Source organism: Martinezella lusitana (assembly GCF_900094565.1).
Taxonomy (GTDB): domain Bacteria; phylum Pseudomonadota; class Alphaproteobacteria; order Rhizobiales; family Rhizobiaceae; genus Rhizobium; species Rhizobium lusitanum.
The window spans coordinates 417405-433960 of sequence record NZ_FMAF01000004.1; the positions used below are offsets into that span (position 1 = coordinate 417405).

The window sequence follows — 16556 nt, forward strand, 5'->3', positions numbered from 1 at the left end:
TCGCGATAATGGGAGAGAGAACAAGATGAGACATATTCGACCGATCGGCCTTCTTGCCGCGTTGACGATTGCCACATCCGCAATCGCCATCAGCGCCTATGCAGCCGAACCGACAGTGCCACCCGTTCCACCGGTCTTTCCGGCGGAAGGAAAGATCAAATATGTCGAGCGCAGCTCCATCCTGGAGTTCAAGGCGTTGCCGGAATATCACGAACCCGCCTGGGTCACTGACAACTTCGTCAAGACCGGCAAGCTGCCGCCGGTCAAGGATCGCCTGCCGAAGGAGCCGCTTGTCTTCAAGACCGGCAACATGCCCGACGGCATCGGTGTCTACGGCGACACGCTTCGCCATGTGATCGGCGGCCGGCCGGAAGGCTGGAACTATGGCGCCGGCCAGACCCAGGGCTGGGGCGGCATCGATATCGGCCTGTCAGAGTGCCTGACACGCACCGCGCCGCTGTTCCAGGTCGAGGCGAAGGATACCGAGCCGCTGCCGAACCTCGCCAAGGGCTGGGAATGGTCGCCGGACGGCCATAAGCTGACCATGCATCTGATCGAGGGCGCGAAATGGTCCGACGGCGCACCCTTCAACGCCGACGACATCATGTTCTATTGGGAAGATGAAGTCATCGATCCGAACGTCTCGCCGCTCGGCGGCGGCGCTTCGCCGGAAGCTTTCGGCGTCGGCACGACCTTGAAGAAGATTGACGACTATACGATCGAGTGGATTTTCAAGGATGCCTTCCCGAAGCAGTACCTCTACACGATGGCCTATCCTAATTTCTGCCCGGGTCCGTCGCATATCCTGAAGCCGCAGCATCCGAAATATTCGAAAAATACCTACGACCAGTTCAAGAACGCTTTCCCGCCTGAATATATGAACATACCGGTCATGGGCGCCTGGGTGCCGGTCGAATATCGCTCCGACGATATCATCGTCATGCGCCGCAACCCCTACTACTGGAAGGTCGACGAGAAGGGCAATCAGCTGCCTTACCTCAACGAGCTGCACTACAAGCTTTCGACCTGGGCGGATCGCGACGTGCAGGCCGTTGCCGGCTCCGGCGATCTGTCGAACCTCGAACAGCCGGAAAATTTCGTCGCCTCGCTAAAGCGGGCCGCGCAGCCCGATTCGCCTTCACGTCTGGCCTTCGGCCCTCGCCTTATCGGCTATAACTTGCAGATGAATTTCTCCGCCAATGGCTGGGGCAACCCGGATGCGCGCAGTCAGTCAGTCCGCGAGCTGAACCGCAACGAGGACTTCCGTAAGGCCGTCACCATGGCGCTCGACCGCAAGGCAATCGGCGAGTCGCTGGTCAAAGGGCCGTTCACGGCGATCTATCCGGGCGGCCTGTCCTCGGGCAGCAGCTTCTATGACCGCAATTCCACCGTCTATTACCCGTTCGATCTTGCCGGGGCGAAAGCCGAACTGGCAAAGGCCGGGCTCAAGGACACCGATGGCGACGGCATCGTCAACTTCCCGGCCAGCGTCAACGGCGGCAAGGATGTCGAAATCACCCTCCTGGTCAACAACGACTACACCACCGACAAGAGTCTTGCCGAGGGTGTCGTCGCTCAGATGGAAAAGCTCGGGCTCCGCGTCATCATCAACGCGCTCGACGGCCCGAAGCGTGACGACGCCAATTATGGTGGTCGCTTCGACTGGATGGTCCGCCGCAACAGCACCGAGCTGGCGTCGGTCGTGCAGAATACCGAGCAGCTTGCCCCGGTCGGCCCGCGCACAAGCTGGAACCATCGCGCGCCCGAAAGCGGCGAGTTGGACCTGATGCCCTTCGAAAAGGACATGGTCGATATCGTCAACAAATTCACCACTTCGAAGGATAACGACGAGCGCGTGGCTCTGATGAAGCAATTTCAGAAGATCTCCACCGGGCATCTCTACAATATCGGTCTGACCGAATATCCGGGTGCGCTCATCATCAACAAGCGCTTCTCGAATGTTCCCCCCGGCACGCCGATCTTCCTCTTCAACTGGGCCGAGGACTCCATCATTCGCGAGCGCCTCTGGGTAGCTGCGGACAAGCAGGGCAAATACGAACTGTTCCCGCAGGAGCTTCCGGGTGCGCCGGGCAGCGCCGGTCCGATCAAATAGGGGCGACCGGCAACCACGATTGGCAGCCGGCCATCCACCGGCTGCCAATCGGACATCAAGCATTCCGGCGGCTCGCCCGCCGGCCGAACTGAACACCGCCGGCGTCTGCCGTCCCTGACGGATCGGGGCAGCCGCCAGCATCAAGAGAAGCGAACCGTCCCATGTTACGATTCCTGCTCGTCCGCATAGCCTCTGCCATCCCCGTGCTCTTCATCCTGAGCGTGGTGACTTTCGCCATCATACAGGCGCCGCCGGGTGACTATGCCGATTACATCCGCTCGCAATTGATGAACCAGGGCGGCGCATCTTTCGCACAGGCCGACGCGCAGGCGCAGGTCTACCGCCGCGAACACGGGCTCGACAAGCCACTGGTCGTCCAATACGTCAACTGGATCGGCGGCATCGTCACCAGGGGCGATTTCGGCTACAGCATGTTCTACAACAAGCCTGTCGCGGACGTTGTCGGCGAGCGCCTGCCCAGAACGCTGGCGCTGGCCCTGGTGTGCCACATCCTGGCATCCGTTCTCGGCATCGGTTTCGGCATATGGGCAGCGACGCGGCAATATAGTTGGGTCGACAGCCTGCTCTCAGGTATATCCTTCCTCGGCATGACGGTGCCGCGCTTCCTGATGGCGCTGATCATCGTCTATATCCTCGTCTTCCAGCTCAACGTCTCGGAAATCGGCAGCTTCTTCTCGCCGCAATATGGCGGCGCACCCTGGTCCTGGGGAAAGTTCGCCGATCTCGTCAAGCATGTCTGGCCTGTCGTGGCGATCGCCACCTTCGGTGGGCTCGCCTACAATATGCGCATCATGCGCGGCAACCTGCTCGACACGCTGAACGCGCAATATGTCGAGACCGCGCGCGCCAAAGGCCTTTCCGGCAGCGCCGTCGTCATGCGCCATGCCGTGCCGAATGCGCTGCACCCTTTGGTCATGTATCAGGGCGTGGTGCTGCCCTACATGCTGACGGGCGAAATCGAGACCGCAATCATCTTCACCTTGCCGACCGTAGGTCCGGCGATCGTCGGCTCGATGGCGGTCGGCGACGTCTATGTCACCGCCACCTTCATGCTGGTGCTTTCGGCAACCCTCATCATCGGCAACATCATCGCCGACATGCTGCTCGCCCTGCTCGATCCGCGCGTGCGCCAACAGGGAGGGATCCACTAATGCTCGCCTTCAGCAACTCCCCGCCCCCGCCTGGCGAAACGATCAAGCACAAGCGCGGCAATGAGAGCTACATGGCGCTGGTCTGGCGCCGCCTGAAGCGCTCCTGGACCGGCATGGGCGGCCTCATCCTCGTCATCCTGCTGCTGTTGATGTCGATCTTCGCCGAATTCATCGCACCGCTCGATCCGAAGGCGACCGATAGCGGCTTCGCGCCGCCGCAGGTCATCAGCTTTCATGACAAGGACGGCAATTTCGTCTTTCAGCCCCGCGTCTACGCTCTCGTCGAGACGAGCGATCTCGACCCGGTGACGTTCCAGCCGATCGTCGGCCCCGACTATGACAATCCGCGCCCGCTCGGCCTTTTCGTCAAGGGCGCGCCCTATTATCTCTTCGGTCTGATCCCCGGCGACCGGCACCTCTTCGGCACGACCGACGGCGGGCCCGTGCATTTCCTCGGCACGGACAAATTCGGCCGGGACATCCTGTCGCGCGCCATCTACGGCTCGCGCATCTCGCTGATGATCGCCTTGACGGTGGTTACCATCGTTACCATCGTCGGCACGACGGTCGGGATGATCTCCGGTTATTTCGGCGGCACGCTGGACGCCTGGATCCAGCGCTTCGTCGAAGTCGTTCTGGCCTTCCCGCAACTGCCGCTCTACCTGGCGCTGACCTCCCTCATCCCGGTGACGGCGCCGACCAATGTCTTCCTCGCCTTCGTCATCGTCGTCATGTCGGCGCTCGGCTGGGCGCAGATGTCGCGCGAGGTCCGCGGCAAGACGCTTGCGCTGGCGAGGATCGAATATGTGCGTGCAGCCATGGCGGTCGGGGCAACCGACCGGCGCATCATCCTCCAGCACATATTCCCCAACGTCATGAGCCACGTCATCGTCGCCGTGACGCTCGCGATCCCAAGCGTGGTGCTGCTCGAATCCTTCCTGGGTTTCCTCGGCTTTGCCGTCAAGCCGCCGCTGATCTCGTGGGGCTTGATGCTGCAGGACACCTCGACCTATTCGGTCATCGGCTCCTACCCCTGGATCCTCTCACCCGTCGCCTTCGTTCTCGTCACCGTCTTCGCCTTCAACGCACTCGGCGATGGCTTGCGCGACGCGATCGATCCCTATTGAGAGGAAAACAGTTATGGCTCTCGCACTCGTCAATACCTTCGCTCCCGACACCCGCCTCGACGCCGCCGACAAGGCTGTGGCTCCCGTCATCGACGCCCGCAATGTCGCCGTCAAATTCAAGGTCGAGGATGGCATCGTCGATGCCGTCAAGGATATCTCCTTCCAGCTCTATCGGGGGGAAACCATCGCAATCGTCGGCGAATCCGGCTCGGGGAAATCCGTGACGGCACGCACCGTGATGGGGCTGCTGACCAAGCGCGCCGTCGTCTCGGACAAGTCCACCATCCATTACGACGGCAAGAATGTGTTGAAATTTTCGGAGCGTGCCCGGCGGCAGCTGCGGGGCGATCGCATCTCGATGATTTTTCAGGAGCCGATGAGCTCGCTCAACCCGATCTATACGATCGGGGGCCAGATCGTCGAAGCGATCCGTGTCCACCGCAAGATCGGCCGCCGCGAAGCCCAGAAAAAGGCGCTGGACCTGCTCAAGCAGGTCCGGATCCCCGATCCCGAGGCCCGGCTGATGCAATATCCGCATCAGCTGTCGGGTGGCCAGCGTCAGCGCGTCATGATCGCCATGGCGCTTGCCAACGATCCGGACGTGCTGATCGCCGACGAGCCGACGACCGCGCTCGACGTGACCGTGCAGGCGCAGATCCTGAACCTGATCCGCGACCTGCAGAAGCAGCTCGGCATGGCGGTGATCCTGATCACGCACGACCTGACGGTCGTGCGCCAATTCTCCGATTATGTCTATGTCATGCAGCATGGCGAGATGCGTGAGCACAACAGGACCGAAGAGCTGTTTTTACATCCGCAACATCCCTACACGCAGCATCTTCTCTCGTCGGAGCCGCACGGACAGGCGAAGCCGCTGCCTCCGGATTGCGGCACGGTACTCGAGGGCAAATCCGTCAAGGTCGCCTTCATGCTGCGCCACGGCACCTTCTTCAAGCCTGACATGCGCGAGTTGGTCGCCGTCGACGGCCTCAACCTCGAACTGCGCCGCCATGAAACGCTTGGCCTGGTCGGCGAATCCGGTTCCGGCAAGACCACCTTCGGCCAGGCGCTGCTGCGCCTCATCGATGCCGATAGCGGCGAGATCTACTTCGACGGACAGGCGATCCACGACCGCTCGCGGGCCGAGATGCGGCCGCTGCGTTCCCGCATGCAAGTCGTCTTTCAGGATCCTTTCTCTTCACTCAATCCGCGCATGACCATCGGCCAGATCATCGGCGAAGGGCTGGTGGTCAACAACATCGGCCAGAGCAAGGCTGAGCGGCTGGAACGCGTGAAGGACGCGCTCGTCAGCTCCGGCATGCCCGCCAATATCCTCTCGCGCTTCCCGCACGAGTTTTCCGGCGGCCAGCGCCAGCGCATCGCCATCGCCCGCGCCATCGCGCTCGAGCCGGAATTCATTCTACTCGACGAGCCGACCTCAGCGCTCGATCTTTCCGTTCAAGCCCAGATCATCGACCTTCTGCGCAAGCTGCAGGACGAGCGGGGCCTGAGCTATCTCTTCATCTCACACGACCTCAAGGTCGTCCGCGCCCTTTGCCATCGCGTCATCGTCATGCAGCACGGCAAGATCATGGAAGAAGGGCCGGTCGAAGAGGTTCTGTCCCATCCCAAGACCGCCTACACCGAACGCCTTGTCAGAGCGGCGTTCGAGGTAGCTTCCTAGCATCCAGGAGATTTTTACATGACAGGCACTCCCAAGATCACATTCATCGGCGCCGGCTCCACCGTCTTCATGAAAAACATCATCGGCGACGTCTTACAGCGCCCTGCCCTTGCAGGCGCAAGAATAGCACTGATGGACATCAATCAGCAGCGACTGGAAGAAAGCGCCATCGTGGCCCGCAAACTGGCCTCGACGCTCGGGGCCCCTGCCACGGTCGAGATCTTCACGGACCAACGCAAGGCGCTGGAGGGCGCGCACTTCGTCGTCGTCGCCTTCCAGATCGGCGGCTACGAGCCCTGCACCGTCACCGATTTCGAAGTTCCGAAGAAATACGGCCTGCGCCAGACGATCGCCGATACGCTCGGCGTCGGCGGCATCATGCGCGGCCTGCGCACCGTGCCGCATCTCTGGAAGATCTGCGAGGACATACTCGCCGTCTGCCCGAACGCGATCATGCTGCAATATGTGAACCCGATGGCCATCAATACCTGGGCCATCGCCGAAAAATATCCAACCATCAAGCAGGTCGGGCTCTGCCACTCCGTGCAGGGCACGGCGATGGAACTCGCGCACGATCTCGACATTCCCTATGACGAGATCCGCTATCGCTCGGCCGGCATCAATCACATGGCCTTCTACCTCGCATTCGAGCATCGCCAGCCGGATGGTTCCTATCGTAACCTCTATCCGGATCTCGTCCGTGCCTATCGCGAGGGACGCGCGCCGAAGCCCGGCTGGAACCCGCGCTGCCCGAACAAGGTGCGCTACGAGATGCTGACGCGCCTCGGCTACTTCGTTACCGAAAGCTCGGAGCACTTCGCCGAATACACGCCCTACTTCATCAAGGAAGGCCGTGAGGATCTGATCGAGAAGTTCGGCATCCCGCTCGACGAATATCCGAAGCGCTGCATCGAGCAGGTGGCTCGCTGGAAGAACCAGGCAGAGGAATATCGCACGGCCGACAAGATCGAGGTCAAGCAATCGAAGGAATACGCATCCTCGATCATCAACTCGGTCTGGACCGGCGAACCCTCCGTCATCTACGGCAATGTCCGCAACAATGGCTGCATCACGTCGCTGCCCTACAATTGCGCCGCCGAGGTTCCCTGCCTGGTCGATGCCTCCGGCATCCAGCCCACCTTCATCGGCGACCTGCCGCCGCAGCTGACCGCGCTCATCCGCACCAATATCAACGTGCAGGAACTGACGGTGAAGGCCCTGATGACTGAAAATCGCGAGCACATCTACCACGCCGCGATGATGGATCCGCACACGGCCGCCGAACTCGACCTCGACCAGATCTGGTCGCTGGTCGATGAACTGCTGGCAACCCATGGCGATTGGCTGCCGGAATGGGCACGCGGCAATCGCAAGGTTCAGGCCGCCTAAAGCCACTCTCTCCCGGCTAGCGGCCAAAAGGCCCCGCGGCGCTGCCGCGGGGCCCTACGTCTTTGACCGGGCTGGAGAAAGTGAAAATCCAAAACGCAGCGGATGGCGCATCGATAACCGATGGCAAAGCACAATCGATTGCGTTAAAAACGGTCGCAGTTTGGAGGAGACGAACGACATGGCCAGCTCGGAAACATTCGCCACCGGAACATTCGTCGGACGTATCTGGCGTCCTGATGTCGGTGGCCCTGCCCTCGTTACTGTCCGGGATGGCACCGTTTACGACATCACCTCGAAGGAAGCGCCAACGACGCGTGATCTTCTCGAGCGCGACGATCCGGTCGCTTTCGTCCGCGCGCAGAAGGGTGAAGCCGTTGCCGGTGTCGACGCCCTGCTGGCTGCCAAGGCCGACCTCTCGGCCATCCATCTTCTCGCTCCCATCGACCTGCAGGCGATCAAGGCCTGTGGCGTCACCTTCGCTCGCTCGATGCTCGAGCGCGTCATCGAAGAACGCGCGGCCGGCAATCCGGATCTTGCTGAATCCATCCGCGGCAAGGTTACCGCTCTGATCGGCGACAGCCTGCGCAATCTGAAGGCCGGTTCCGCTGAGGCGGCCAAGGTCAAGGCGGCGCTGATCGAGGAAGGTGTCTGGTCGCAATATCTGGAAGTCGGCATCGGCCCGGATGCCGAGGTCTTTTCCAAGTCGCAGGTGATGTCCTCAGTCGGACCAGGTGCCGATGTCGGCCTGCATCCGATCTCCAAGTGGAACAATCCCGAGCCGGAAATCGTGCTCGCCGTCGACAGCCAGGGCCGGGTCAAGGGCGCGACGCTCGGCAACGACGTCAACCTTCGCGATGTCGAGGGTCGGTCCGCCCTGCTGCTCGGCAAGGCCAAGGACAATAATGCCTCCTGCTCGATCGGCCCCTTCATCCGCCTGTTCGACGAGAGCTATGGGCTGGACGACGTGCGCAACGCCGATCTCGACCTCAAGGTTGAAGGCGAGGATGGCTATGTGCTGCATGGCCGTTCGTCGATGAAGGAAATCAGCCGCGATCCCCTCGATCTCGTCTCCCAAACCATCGGCCGCCATCATCAGTATCCGGACGGCTTCGTGCTGTTCATGGGAACGCTTTTTGCACCTGTGGAGGACCGTGACACCCCCGGACAAGGCTTCACCCATAAGGCCGGCGACGTCGTCACCATCTCCAACGACAAGCTGGGCGCCCTGCGAAACCGCGTGCTCCTGTCGACGGAATGCCCGCCCTGGACCTTCGGCGCATCGCACCTGATGCGGAACCTGGCGCGGCGGGGATTGATTTAAGCCCATGCAGGAGTCGACGGTTGCGTGAACGTGCCGTTGATCAATCTGACCGGTCGTAAAGGGACGATAGCTTCGCCACCAGCACCCTAGCATCGATGCCGGCGAGATTGCCTCCGGTGAAGAAGGGGTCGTCCGTGACTTCCCGTCGTACCCAGTCCGGAAACACCTGCGATTCAAGCTCGGCAACAGATGCCGTTTCGACCTCGCACAAGATCAGGCCTGAAAGCTGCCCTTCGAAGACATCGAGACTGAGCGACTTTGCCGAAGAAACGATACTGTACCGCCTTTTCCGGATGTTTCTGCCGGGCAGTTCGGACAATACGGCGTGTTCGTCCGCGGTCAGATAGGTGTTGACGATTGGGACGGAGAGTCTGTCATCCGAAGGATATTTTTTACACAGCTTAAATTGAATATCCCGCCCGTCGCCCAAGGTTATTTTCCGCAGGCGTAATCGACTTCCTATTATGTAAAGATCCTCGATCAGCCGAAATGCCACTCCGGATAGTTCCGGGGCTTGGGTGATCAAAAAACGGCGCTCATGTTCAAGCTGAGCATATTTTGGGATTTTGCGCGGCATCTCTTTGCAAAATACACTCAACCGCCAGGCCGAGATAATCCAAACCTCAATGTGTGGACATCGAATGCGGCTGGTTCAGGCGACTGCGAACGGCAGTCAGTTCCGAGGTGGTGTGATTGAGGCGGTCGGCGAGAACGCGCATGATTTCGACGGCCATTTCGGGGAAATCGCTGAGCAGCTTCAGAAAATGCTCTTTGCTGATCTTCAGCGCCTCCAGCCTTGAGGTAGCCTTGACCGTTGCCGTGCGGGAGACGTCGCAGAGAATGGCGATTTCACCAACGATGGAGTTGACGTCAACTTCGGCAACCTTGATCTCGCCAGCCGGACTATCGACGAGAATATCAGCAGTTCCGGAAAGAACAACGTAGGCGGCATCGCCCTGATCACCCTGAAGAAACAGGGTTTGGCCAGCATTATAACTGACGCGATCCGACGTAAACGCCAAAAGCTTCAACTTCGCGGGCGCAATGCGCGAAAAAATCGGCACGCGCTTGAGCATTTCAACTTCATCCTTCAGAAGCATGAGCTTCAAAACCCCCAGTGTTCGGCCCCAGACGCCACTGCCGAGATAGAATATTACGATAACAGTTCTTTGAACATACCGTTTTTCTCTAAAAGATCGGTACTGGAGCCGCTTTCGACAAGACTGCCGTGGTTGAAGACCAGCACACGATCGAACAACTCGGCAAAACTCGGGTTAGACAGAACCCAAACGATCGCCGGCGCATATTCGTTCCGATCAAGCTCGCTCAACATGCTCCTTGCAATCTGGTCCTGGACGCGGTGGTCGAGCGCCGGCAGCGGCCGATTGCAAATAATGTAATCCGCCCGCTTCAAAAGCGCGCGACCGAGATTGAGTTTCTGTCGCTGCACGTTCGTCAGTCGCTTGCCGCCCGAGCCGACATCGAAATCGAGGCCGATCGACAAGACGCTGTCATGCATGCCCAGACGCCCGAAAACATCGTACATGATGCGATGAATCCGCTCAGGCGCATTGGCCTGCTGATGCGCGATACGGCCGAACAGAACATTATCCATCAAGGTCGCGGAAGCGGTGAAGCGCTCGGCATCGTAGCGCTCGATCACGCTGGCAAGATCCGCCGGAATGTTCTCATAGAACTTGGAACGCGCGCCGACGATCTTTTCCATGAGCATCTGCGTCAGAAGACCGAAGCGGTGACGCGGTTCGATATAGGAGAAACTGAGGCGGATGATCGCCGCGCGCTCGTCGGCCGTAGCGGCCTCGTAGCCCTTGCCGTTGAGCTTCTGCAGCAGCGCCTCGTAAGTCGGAATGTCTTCCGCCGTCATGAAGGTCAGCTGCTGGAAGAAGGGGTGATCCGGTGGCAGGTCGGTGAAGAGTTCAACGGCGTTCTCAGCAATCTCAAGGCCCATATCGTAGAGATCGGAAACAAGCCCGGTCTCGGAGAATACTTTCTGGAAATAGGGATGAGCGGCAAGCTTGCGATTGGTCATCTGCGGCCGCTTCAACGTGCCGAACACCATATTTTCGCCGACTGTCGCCTGCAAGTTATAGGCGTCGAACTGGAAGGGAACGACGAGCTCTTCGAGCTTCTCCTCATGGAGCGCCAGCCGCAATGCTTGTCGCAGTTCGACGATCCGCGATGTCAGCTCCCCGTGCGCCGCCGTATCGACATTCGAACGCAGCGCCATGTCGAAGATGTCCTGAGACATGGCTACCGTATCGAGAACGGGGCGGATGACCGAATAGATGTCGTGCGGCCCGGTAGCACCGGCCGCGGCATAGTCGACCCAATCGCTGTTGAGATCCAGCTCCGGGTTGGCAGAACGCCGAGCCTCGATCATCTGCCACTTGACCCTGCTGGCCGTCTCTTCGTCATAAGTTGGCGGGATCAGGGGCGCATGCTTCAGACCGTAGAGCAGATTGCTGCGCAGGGTGCCATGGAAGAAAAAAGTCTCCGAGGACGCATAGGCGATGCGCCGCCCGATCAACGATTCCGGCAATTCCAGTAGGTCCCGGCCATCGATGCTGACGCGGCCGGTATCTGGCCAGACCAGGCGGCCGAACGCCTCGGCAAGATATTCGCCGCCGGCACCACTCTCGCCGACGATCGCCACCCTCTCACCCGGCTGGATCTCCACCGAAACATGATCGAGCACGCGCGCGCCGCTGTCATCGACAACGGTCAGATTGGTCGCGACCAGGGAATGCGTTATGCGGCCCGCGGGTGCGTGGGAGACGACCTGAATCTTCGGATCGATCAGGTTTTCGACGCTGAACTGCTCGACCACCTGATTGTACTTGACCTGAACGTCCTGGCGCGACTGGTCCCAGTCGATCAGCTCCTTCAGGGGCCCGGGCAGATCCTTGTAGGCGTTGATTACCGCAACCAGCTGGCCGATATCCAACCGACCCTGCAACGCCAGGAAGCCGCCGATCAGGTAAAACAGGAACGGGGTGACCTGGGCCAGGAAGTTGTTGATGAATTTCACCATAAACTTCCATTGATAGAGATCGTAGCGGATCGAGAAGATCAGGCCGAGCCGCTGCGCGATGTCGGCGCGCTCCAGATTGGTGGTGTCGTTGGCGTGGATGGTGCCGATGCCTTCGACGATTTCGCCGACGCGGCCTGAAAGTTCACGCGCCGTCAACTGCCGCTGGCGGCCGAGTTCCAATAACCGCTTGCGCATGCGTGGAATGACGATCGCCTGCACGGCGACGATGGCGGCAGCGATCATGCCCAGCCAGAAATTCTGCATGATGATGAAGATGAGAGCGGTGACCGCCTGGCCGCCCAGAAGCGCTGGCTGCACGAAGGCATCGCCCGTGAAGCCGCCCATCGGCTCCACCTCGTCCTTGATCATGGTCGCGATTTCGGCAGGCTTTACCCGCTTGAAGTGCAACGGCGGGAATCGCAGCACGCGATCGATGAGTTCGAAGCGGATGCGGCGCAGCATGCGCTCTCCGAGCCGACCCTTGTAGGTATTGATATAAAGCTTGAAGAGACCGTTGAGCACGACAAGCGCCAGGAATATCAGGCTCAACGCTACCAGCATCCACATACGGGTAAGCTGCAGGCCCTGGAACACTTCGATATGCCCGATCAAAGGCGGGTCGAAAGCGATATGCATGAAGGTTTGCGTATCGCCGGGATGTTCGAAGCCCTTGCCCTGAATCGGCCCGTTGACGATCTGCTTTGGCAGATCGAAAGACAGGAAGTAAGGGATCATCGAGGCCGCGACAACCAGCAGTATCCAGATCTGCTCCAGCCGGGTGTTCGACCAAATATAACGCGCTAGGCTTTTTTCCATCGCTTATTGCAGACTTCCAAATTCAACGCTCAGCACCGGCAAGTGCCGGCACCGATGTTGCAGAGATGCGGGATAAGTTTGTTGCGGATGCGTGGCCCCATGGTGAAAAGGGACGCCGCCCGGTCTTTCGTCCACGCCCCCTCCCGATTCATTGATTTTTCAATTTATATCACAACATTGCTGAAATCGAGGGGGACAAACGACAGGGCGCGGTCACGAGCGCAGCACTTCATTTCTCACGCGATACCTTGAATTATGGCGGAGGTTTTTGCAGCGCCGTTAAGGTCGATATCGGGGCTGCGCGGCTTGGGCCGCGACAGCGCCGTCTCGATTGCCTCGACGAGCAATTTCGTCGTCAATCCCGCTTCGGGCAGGGCAAGCGCCAGGCCCAGCTTCTCCAGGCGCTCGGCTCGGACCGACTGCTCGGTCTCTCCGCCGGTGGTGAAGGGAACCAGGATGGAGCGGCAGCCCGCTACCAGAAGATCGCCGACCGTATTATAGCCGGCCTGCGAGATCGACAGCTCCGCGCCTCTTAGAAGAGAAGTGAAGTCCTTGCGGAAACGGATGAGTTCGACATTGCCGGGCGCGTACCCAGCGAGATCGGCGAAATCCCGCTCCGGCAGGTTGGGCCCTGTCACCAGCAGCCAACGCCGGTCGACTGCCACCCGGCTTGCCGCCTCGAGCGAGGCGCGAATAAGGTCGCGGCCGACGGCACCCCCACCCGCGGAAACGACGATGTCGAATATCTCTGCCGGTTCAGCCGGCAGCATCGGGGCTACGAGGCCCGTATAGGCGATCTTGTCGGCTATGGCTTCGGTTAGCGGAAAGGTCTCCTCCAGCCGAACGAAATGAGGATCGCCGTGGACGAGAACGCCGTCGAAGTGGTCGCGAAGCAGCGCCACCGTCTCCTCGTCGCGCCCGGGCTTTTTCTGCTGCTGCAGAATATCCCGCACCGATGTATAGAGCCTCGGCTTCGGATCGGCCTTGGCGATGGCATCGAGCAGCGGCAGCAGTTCGAAGCGCATCTGCCTGCGACCGAAGGGGAAGGCCTCGATGATGACGACGTCCGGGGCAGCCTGCTTGAAGGCATCGAGCAACAGATCACGCCGCCTCGATAGAAACGTCTCGTCGACGGCGTTGCCGGATTGGTCTGCAAGGCCCGAAAAGCCGGCACTGCTGGCAACGACCGGCGGCAGCGTCACGGATGTCACATCTTGACCGGGAAAGCCGTTGACCGGAACGCCACCGGTGACGACGGTCACCTGGCAGCCATCCCTAGCCATGGCGCTGGCGATACGGCTGGCCCTCGCCAGATGGCCGATGCCAAGCAGATGCTGGACGTAGAAGAACACGCGCGGAGAAGGGGAATGCGCGGCCGTCATGCGGATTTCCGCCATTGGTCTTCCTTTTGCCACTGCTCTTCGAACAGCCCGGTCAATTGCCGAATGCTGGCATGATAGTCGAAATGCTCGCGCACCCGCCTTTCCGCCGCTTCCCCGAGCCTGTGGCGCAGCGCCGGATCGCGGATCGCAAGCTCCAATGTCGCGGCAAGGGCCTGTGGATTCTCCGGTGGAACGACGAGGCCATTCTCGCCGTCTTCCAGCAACTCGGGAACGCCGGAAATATTGGTGGAGAGGCAGACGAGGCGCTGGCTGGATGCCTCGACCAGCACATTCGGCAAGCCGTCCCGATCGCCGTCGGCCGCCACGCGGCATGCCAGCGCGAAGATATCCGCCTGCCGATAATGCGCGAGCACATCCTCCTGCGCCAAGGCGCCCTTCCAGGTGATGCGGTCGGTTATGCCAAGCGTTTCGGCGAGCTCCTTCAGTTTCGCCAGCCCGTCGCCACCGCCAATATGGGTGAAACGCCAGTTGAGATCACCGGGCAACAGCGCCAGCGCCTTCAGCAGCACGTCATAGCCCTTCTTCTCCACAGCCCGACCAACGCTGAGAACAAAGACAGGGTCTGAGACCTCAGAACCATCGCGCGCCGAATGTTCGCCGGCAAAGGGACCGAAGCGATCAAGGTCCAGGCCGTGATAGCTCAGATGGACATTATCGCGCATATCGGTCAGATCCCGCATATGGTCGAAGCCGGTGCGCGTGCAGGTCACCGTCCAGCGGGCCCGGCCGAGCTTTTCCGAAAGCTCCCAGTCCGGCGATGTCCAGATGTCCTTGGCGTGGGCCGAACAGGTCCAGGGAATGCCGGTCATGATGCTGGCATAGGCGGTAACAGAGGCCGGCGTGTGGATGAAATGCGCATGCAGCCACTCGCCGTTGTCGGGCCACTCATGCGCCAGCACCAATGCCTGGCCGAAGCGACGAAAGCGGTTGGGGGTGATATCCCGTTTGAGATCCGCCCAGAACTGCTTCAAGAGCGGCTTGAAGCCGGGCTTGCCGATGCCGGCGAAGAAAGCACGCAGCACCCTGAGCGGTTCGTTGTGCAGATATTCCGGCAGATAGACCACGCGCGCCTTGATCTCGTCGTGGACGGGATGACGCTTCTTGTCCGTCGGCTTTCGCATCGAAATCAGCGTCAGGTCGAAGCCCGCCCTCTCCAGGCCGAGCAGCTCCTGCGCGATGAAGGTCTCCGACAGGCGAGGGTAGCCCTTGAGGACCACCAGTATTTTTTTCCGCATCGACAGGTTCCGATGGTCTATTCGGCAACGATCGATAGCGGCGTATAGCGCTCGCGATCATCGAACCATTCGCCGACGGTGCGCGAAATATGCACCAGCCCTTCCAGGCGCATGATGCTGCTGCTCGCCGACGGCGGCGCGCGGGTCGGCAAGCGCTTCAAGGCGGCGGCAAGCTGCTTGGGATCCGCAGACTCCTCCGGCAGCAGCATGTCGACGAGACCGAGCTCGCTTGCCCGCTGAGCGCGGATCAGCTGCTCCTCGCGCGGACGCGTGCGCGGAATGATCAGCGCCGGCTTGTCGAAGGACAGGATCTCGCAATAGGTGTTGTAGCCACCCATGGCGACGACGGCCTTGGCGCCGGCGATCAGCTCTTCCATCTTGTTGTCGAACTCGATTACCTGCAGACAGGCGATCTTACCTGCACGTTCCAGCAGCTGATTGCGCTCCTTGGCAGGCATATAGGGCCCAAGGACGATCAGCGTCCTGTGCGTGAGCGAGCTGTCCTGCTCGAAGGCGCTGATGACATCATCGACCAGATCGGCGCCATCGCCGCCGCCACCGGTCGTCACCAGGATATAGTCCTCGTCGGGCACGTGTTCCGACTTCGTCCCCAGCGATGAAACGCTACGCTGCAGAAAGCCAACGAACTCCATCTTCCGGCGCACGCCCGCCGGCACGTCGAGACCGACGAGCGGGTCGTGAAAGTCCGGCGGGCCGTAAACCCACACTCGATCGTAGTACTGATCTATCTTCTGCAGGACGTTGTTCTTCTTCCACTCCGCCTCCAGCAGGTGCGGGGCGTCCATGACGTCGCGCATGCCCAAAACGAGCGTCGTGCCGCGTGCCTTAAGATAGGTCAATGTCTCCTCGACCTCGCCCTTGAGCCCCATCGGCTCCTTGTCGACGATGAAGACATCGGGCTGAAAGGTCTCCGCCGTATGGCGGATGATCGATTGCCGCATCTTCAGCGTCTCCTGCAGAGCGACGTGACTTGCCATCGACGTATACTCGCCGTCCCGCAGCTTGATGACGCTCGGTACCTTGACGAAATCGACGCGCGACCGATAGTCGAAAGCACCGGCGATCGTCGCGCCGGAGATAATCAGCACGTTCAGCCCGCGATAGTCCTCCACAAGGGCATGCGCGATGGTCCGGCATCGTCTGAGATGACCAAGACCGAACGTGTCGTGGCTATACATGAGGATTCGAGCATCTTCTAAGCGCCGCTTCATGGGCAAAACCTC

12 protein-coding genes are annotated in these 16556 nt (G+C 60.5%); 6 read left to right on the top strand and 6 right to left on the bottom strand.

Annotated elements, in window-relative coordinates; all coding sequences use genetic code 11:
* The first annotated feature begins 25 nt into the window (after positions 1-25).
* The 6 genes from GA0061101_RS11280 (at position 26) to GA0061101_RS11305 (ending at position 8806) form a co-directional block, all read left to right on the top strand.
* Positions 26-2113 carry an ABC transporter substrate-binding protein gene (locus GA0061101_RS11280; protein ID WP_037192782.1) on the top strand — a complete coding sequence of 696 codons (2088 nt, stop codon included), beginning with the start codon at positions 26-28 and terminating at the stop codon, positions 2111-2113.
* A gap of 161 nt (positions 2114-2274) precedes the next feature.
* Positions 2275-3285 (top strand): ABC transporter permease, encoded by a 1011-nt coding sequence (locus GA0061101_RS11285; protein ID WP_037192785.1) that lies wholly within the window; start codon positions 2275-2277, stop codon positions 3283-3285.
* Positions 3285-4412 (top strand): ABC transporter permease, encoded by a 1128-nt coding sequence (locus GA0061101_RS11290; RefSeq protein WP_037192787.1) that lies wholly within the window; start codon positions 3285-3287, stop codon positions 4410-4412. Before GA0061101_RS11285 ends, GA0061101_RS11290 begins: the two co-directional genes overlap by 1 nt.
* A 13-nt stretch (positions 4413-4425) precedes the next feature.
* Positions 4426-6096 (top strand): ABC transporter ATP-binding protein, encoded by a 1671-nt coding sequence (locus GA0061101_RS11295; RefSeq protein ID WP_037192791.1) that lies wholly within the window; start codon positions 4426-4428, stop codon positions 6094-6096.
* An 18-nt stretch (positions 6097-6114) separates the two neighbouring features.
* Complete coding sequence (melA, locus tag GA0061101_RS11300) at positions 6115-7485, top strand: alpha-glucosidase/alpha-galactosidase (RefSeq protein ID WP_037192794.1); 1371 nt, start codon at positions 6115-6117, stop codon at positions 7483-7485.
* Between the two features lie 178 nt (positions 7486-7663).
* Complete coding sequence (locus GA0061101_RS11305; protein WP_037192796.1) at positions 7664-8806, top strand: fumarylacetoacetate hydrolase family protein; 1143 nt, start codon at positions 7664-7666, stop codon at positions 8804-8806.
* Between the two features lie 40 nt (positions 8807-8846).
* Here GA0061101_RS11305 and GA0061101_RS11310 read toward each other — a convergent pair whose 3' ends face one another.
* The 6 genes from GA0061101_RS11310 to GA0061101_RS11335 form a co-directional block, all read right to left on the bottom strand.
* Positions 8847-9383, bottom strand: a complete 537-nt coding sequence (locus GA0061101_RS11310) for a CYTH domain-containing protein (protein ID WP_037192798.1) — start codon at positions 9381-9383, stop codon at positions 8847-8849.
* A gap of 46 nt (positions 9384-9429) precedes the next feature.
* Positions 9430-9906 (bottom strand): cyclic nucleotide-binding domain-containing protein, encoded by a 477-nt coding sequence (locus GA0061101_RS11315; protein ID WP_034507134.1) that lies wholly within the window; start codon positions 9904-9906, stop codon positions 9430-9432.
* Positions 9907-9959: 53 nt separating this feature from the next.
* Positions 9960-12674 (bottom strand): ABC transporter ATP-binding protein, encoded by a 2715-nt coding sequence (locus tag GA0061101_RS11320; RefSeq protein WP_037192801.1) that lies wholly within the window; start codon positions 12672-12674, stop codon positions 9960-9962.
* Between the two features lie 236 nt (positions 12675-12910).
* Positions 12911-14071 carry a glycosyltransferase family protein gene (locus GA0061101_RS11325; protein WP_245297464.1) on the bottom strand — a complete coding sequence of 387 codons (1161 nt, stop codon included), beginning with the start codon at positions 14069-14071 and terminating at the stop codon, positions 12911-12913.
* A complete protein-coding gene (locus GA0061101_RS11330; protein ID WP_197072733.1) occupies positions 14053-15318 on the bottom strand; it encodes a glycosyltransferase family 4 protein in 1266 nt (421 codons plus the stop codon). The genes GA0061101_RS11325 and GA0061101_RS11330 overlap by 19 nt, the downstream gene beginning before the upstream one ends.
* An 11-nt stretch (positions 15319-15329) precedes the next feature.
* The gene (locus GA0061101_RS11335) at positions 15330-16544 is read right to left on the bottom strand and encodes a glycosyltransferase family protein (RefSeq protein ID WP_037192805.1); all 1215 of its coding nucleotides are present in this window, start codon (positions 16542-16544) and stop codon (positions 15330-15332) included.
* Between the last annotated feature and the right edge of the window lie 12 nt (positions 16545-16556).

Excerpts from the sequence above, each read along its gene's own strand:
- GA0061101_RS11310 (WP_037192798.1), bottom strand. The coding sequence starts at position 9,383 with ATGCCGCGCAAAATCCCAAAATATGCTCAGCTTGAACATGAGCGCCGT.
- melA (WP_037192794.1), top strand. The coding sequence starts at position 6,115 with ATGACAGGCACTCCCAAGATCACATTCATCGGCGCCGGCTCCACCGTC.
- GA0061101_RS11325 (WP_245297464.1), bottom strand. The coding sequence starts at position 14,071 with ATGGCGGAAATCCGCATGACGGCCGCGCATTCCCCTTCTCCGCGCGTG.
- GA0061101_RS11320 (WP_037192801.1), bottom strand. The coding sequence starts at position 12,674 with ATGGAAAAAAGCCTAGCGCGTTATATTTGGTCGAACACCCGGCTGGAG.
- GA0061101_RS11315 (WP_034507134.1), bottom strand. The coding sequence starts at position 9,906 with ATGCTTCTGAAGGATGAAGTTGAAATGCTCAAGCGCGTGCCGATTTTT.
- GA0061101_RS11290 (WP_037192787.1), top strand. The coding sequence starts at position 3,285 with ATGCTCGCCTTCAGCAACTCCCCGCCCCCGCCTGGCGAAACGATCAAG.
- GA0061101_RS11285 (WP_037192785.1), top strand. The coding sequence starts at position 2,275 with ATGTTACGATTCCTGCTCGTCCGCATAGCCTCTGCCATCCCCGTGCTC.
- GA0061101_RS11305 (WP_037192796.1), top strand. The coding sequence starts at position 7,664 with ATGGCCAGCTCGGAAACATTCGCCACCGGAACATTCGTCGGACGTATC.
- GA0061101_RS11295 (WP_037192791.1), top strand. The coding sequence starts at position 4,426 with ATGGCTCTCGCACTCGTCAATACCTTCGCTCCCGACACCCGCCTCGAC.
- GA0061101_RS11335 (WP_037192805.1), bottom strand. The coding sequence starts at position 16,544 with ATGAAGCGGCGCTTAGAAGATGCTCGAATCCTCATGTATAGCCACGAC.
- GA0061101_RS11280 (WP_037192782.1), top strand. The coding sequence starts at position 26 with ATGAGACATATTCGACCGATCGGCCTTCTTGCCGCGTTGACGATTGCC.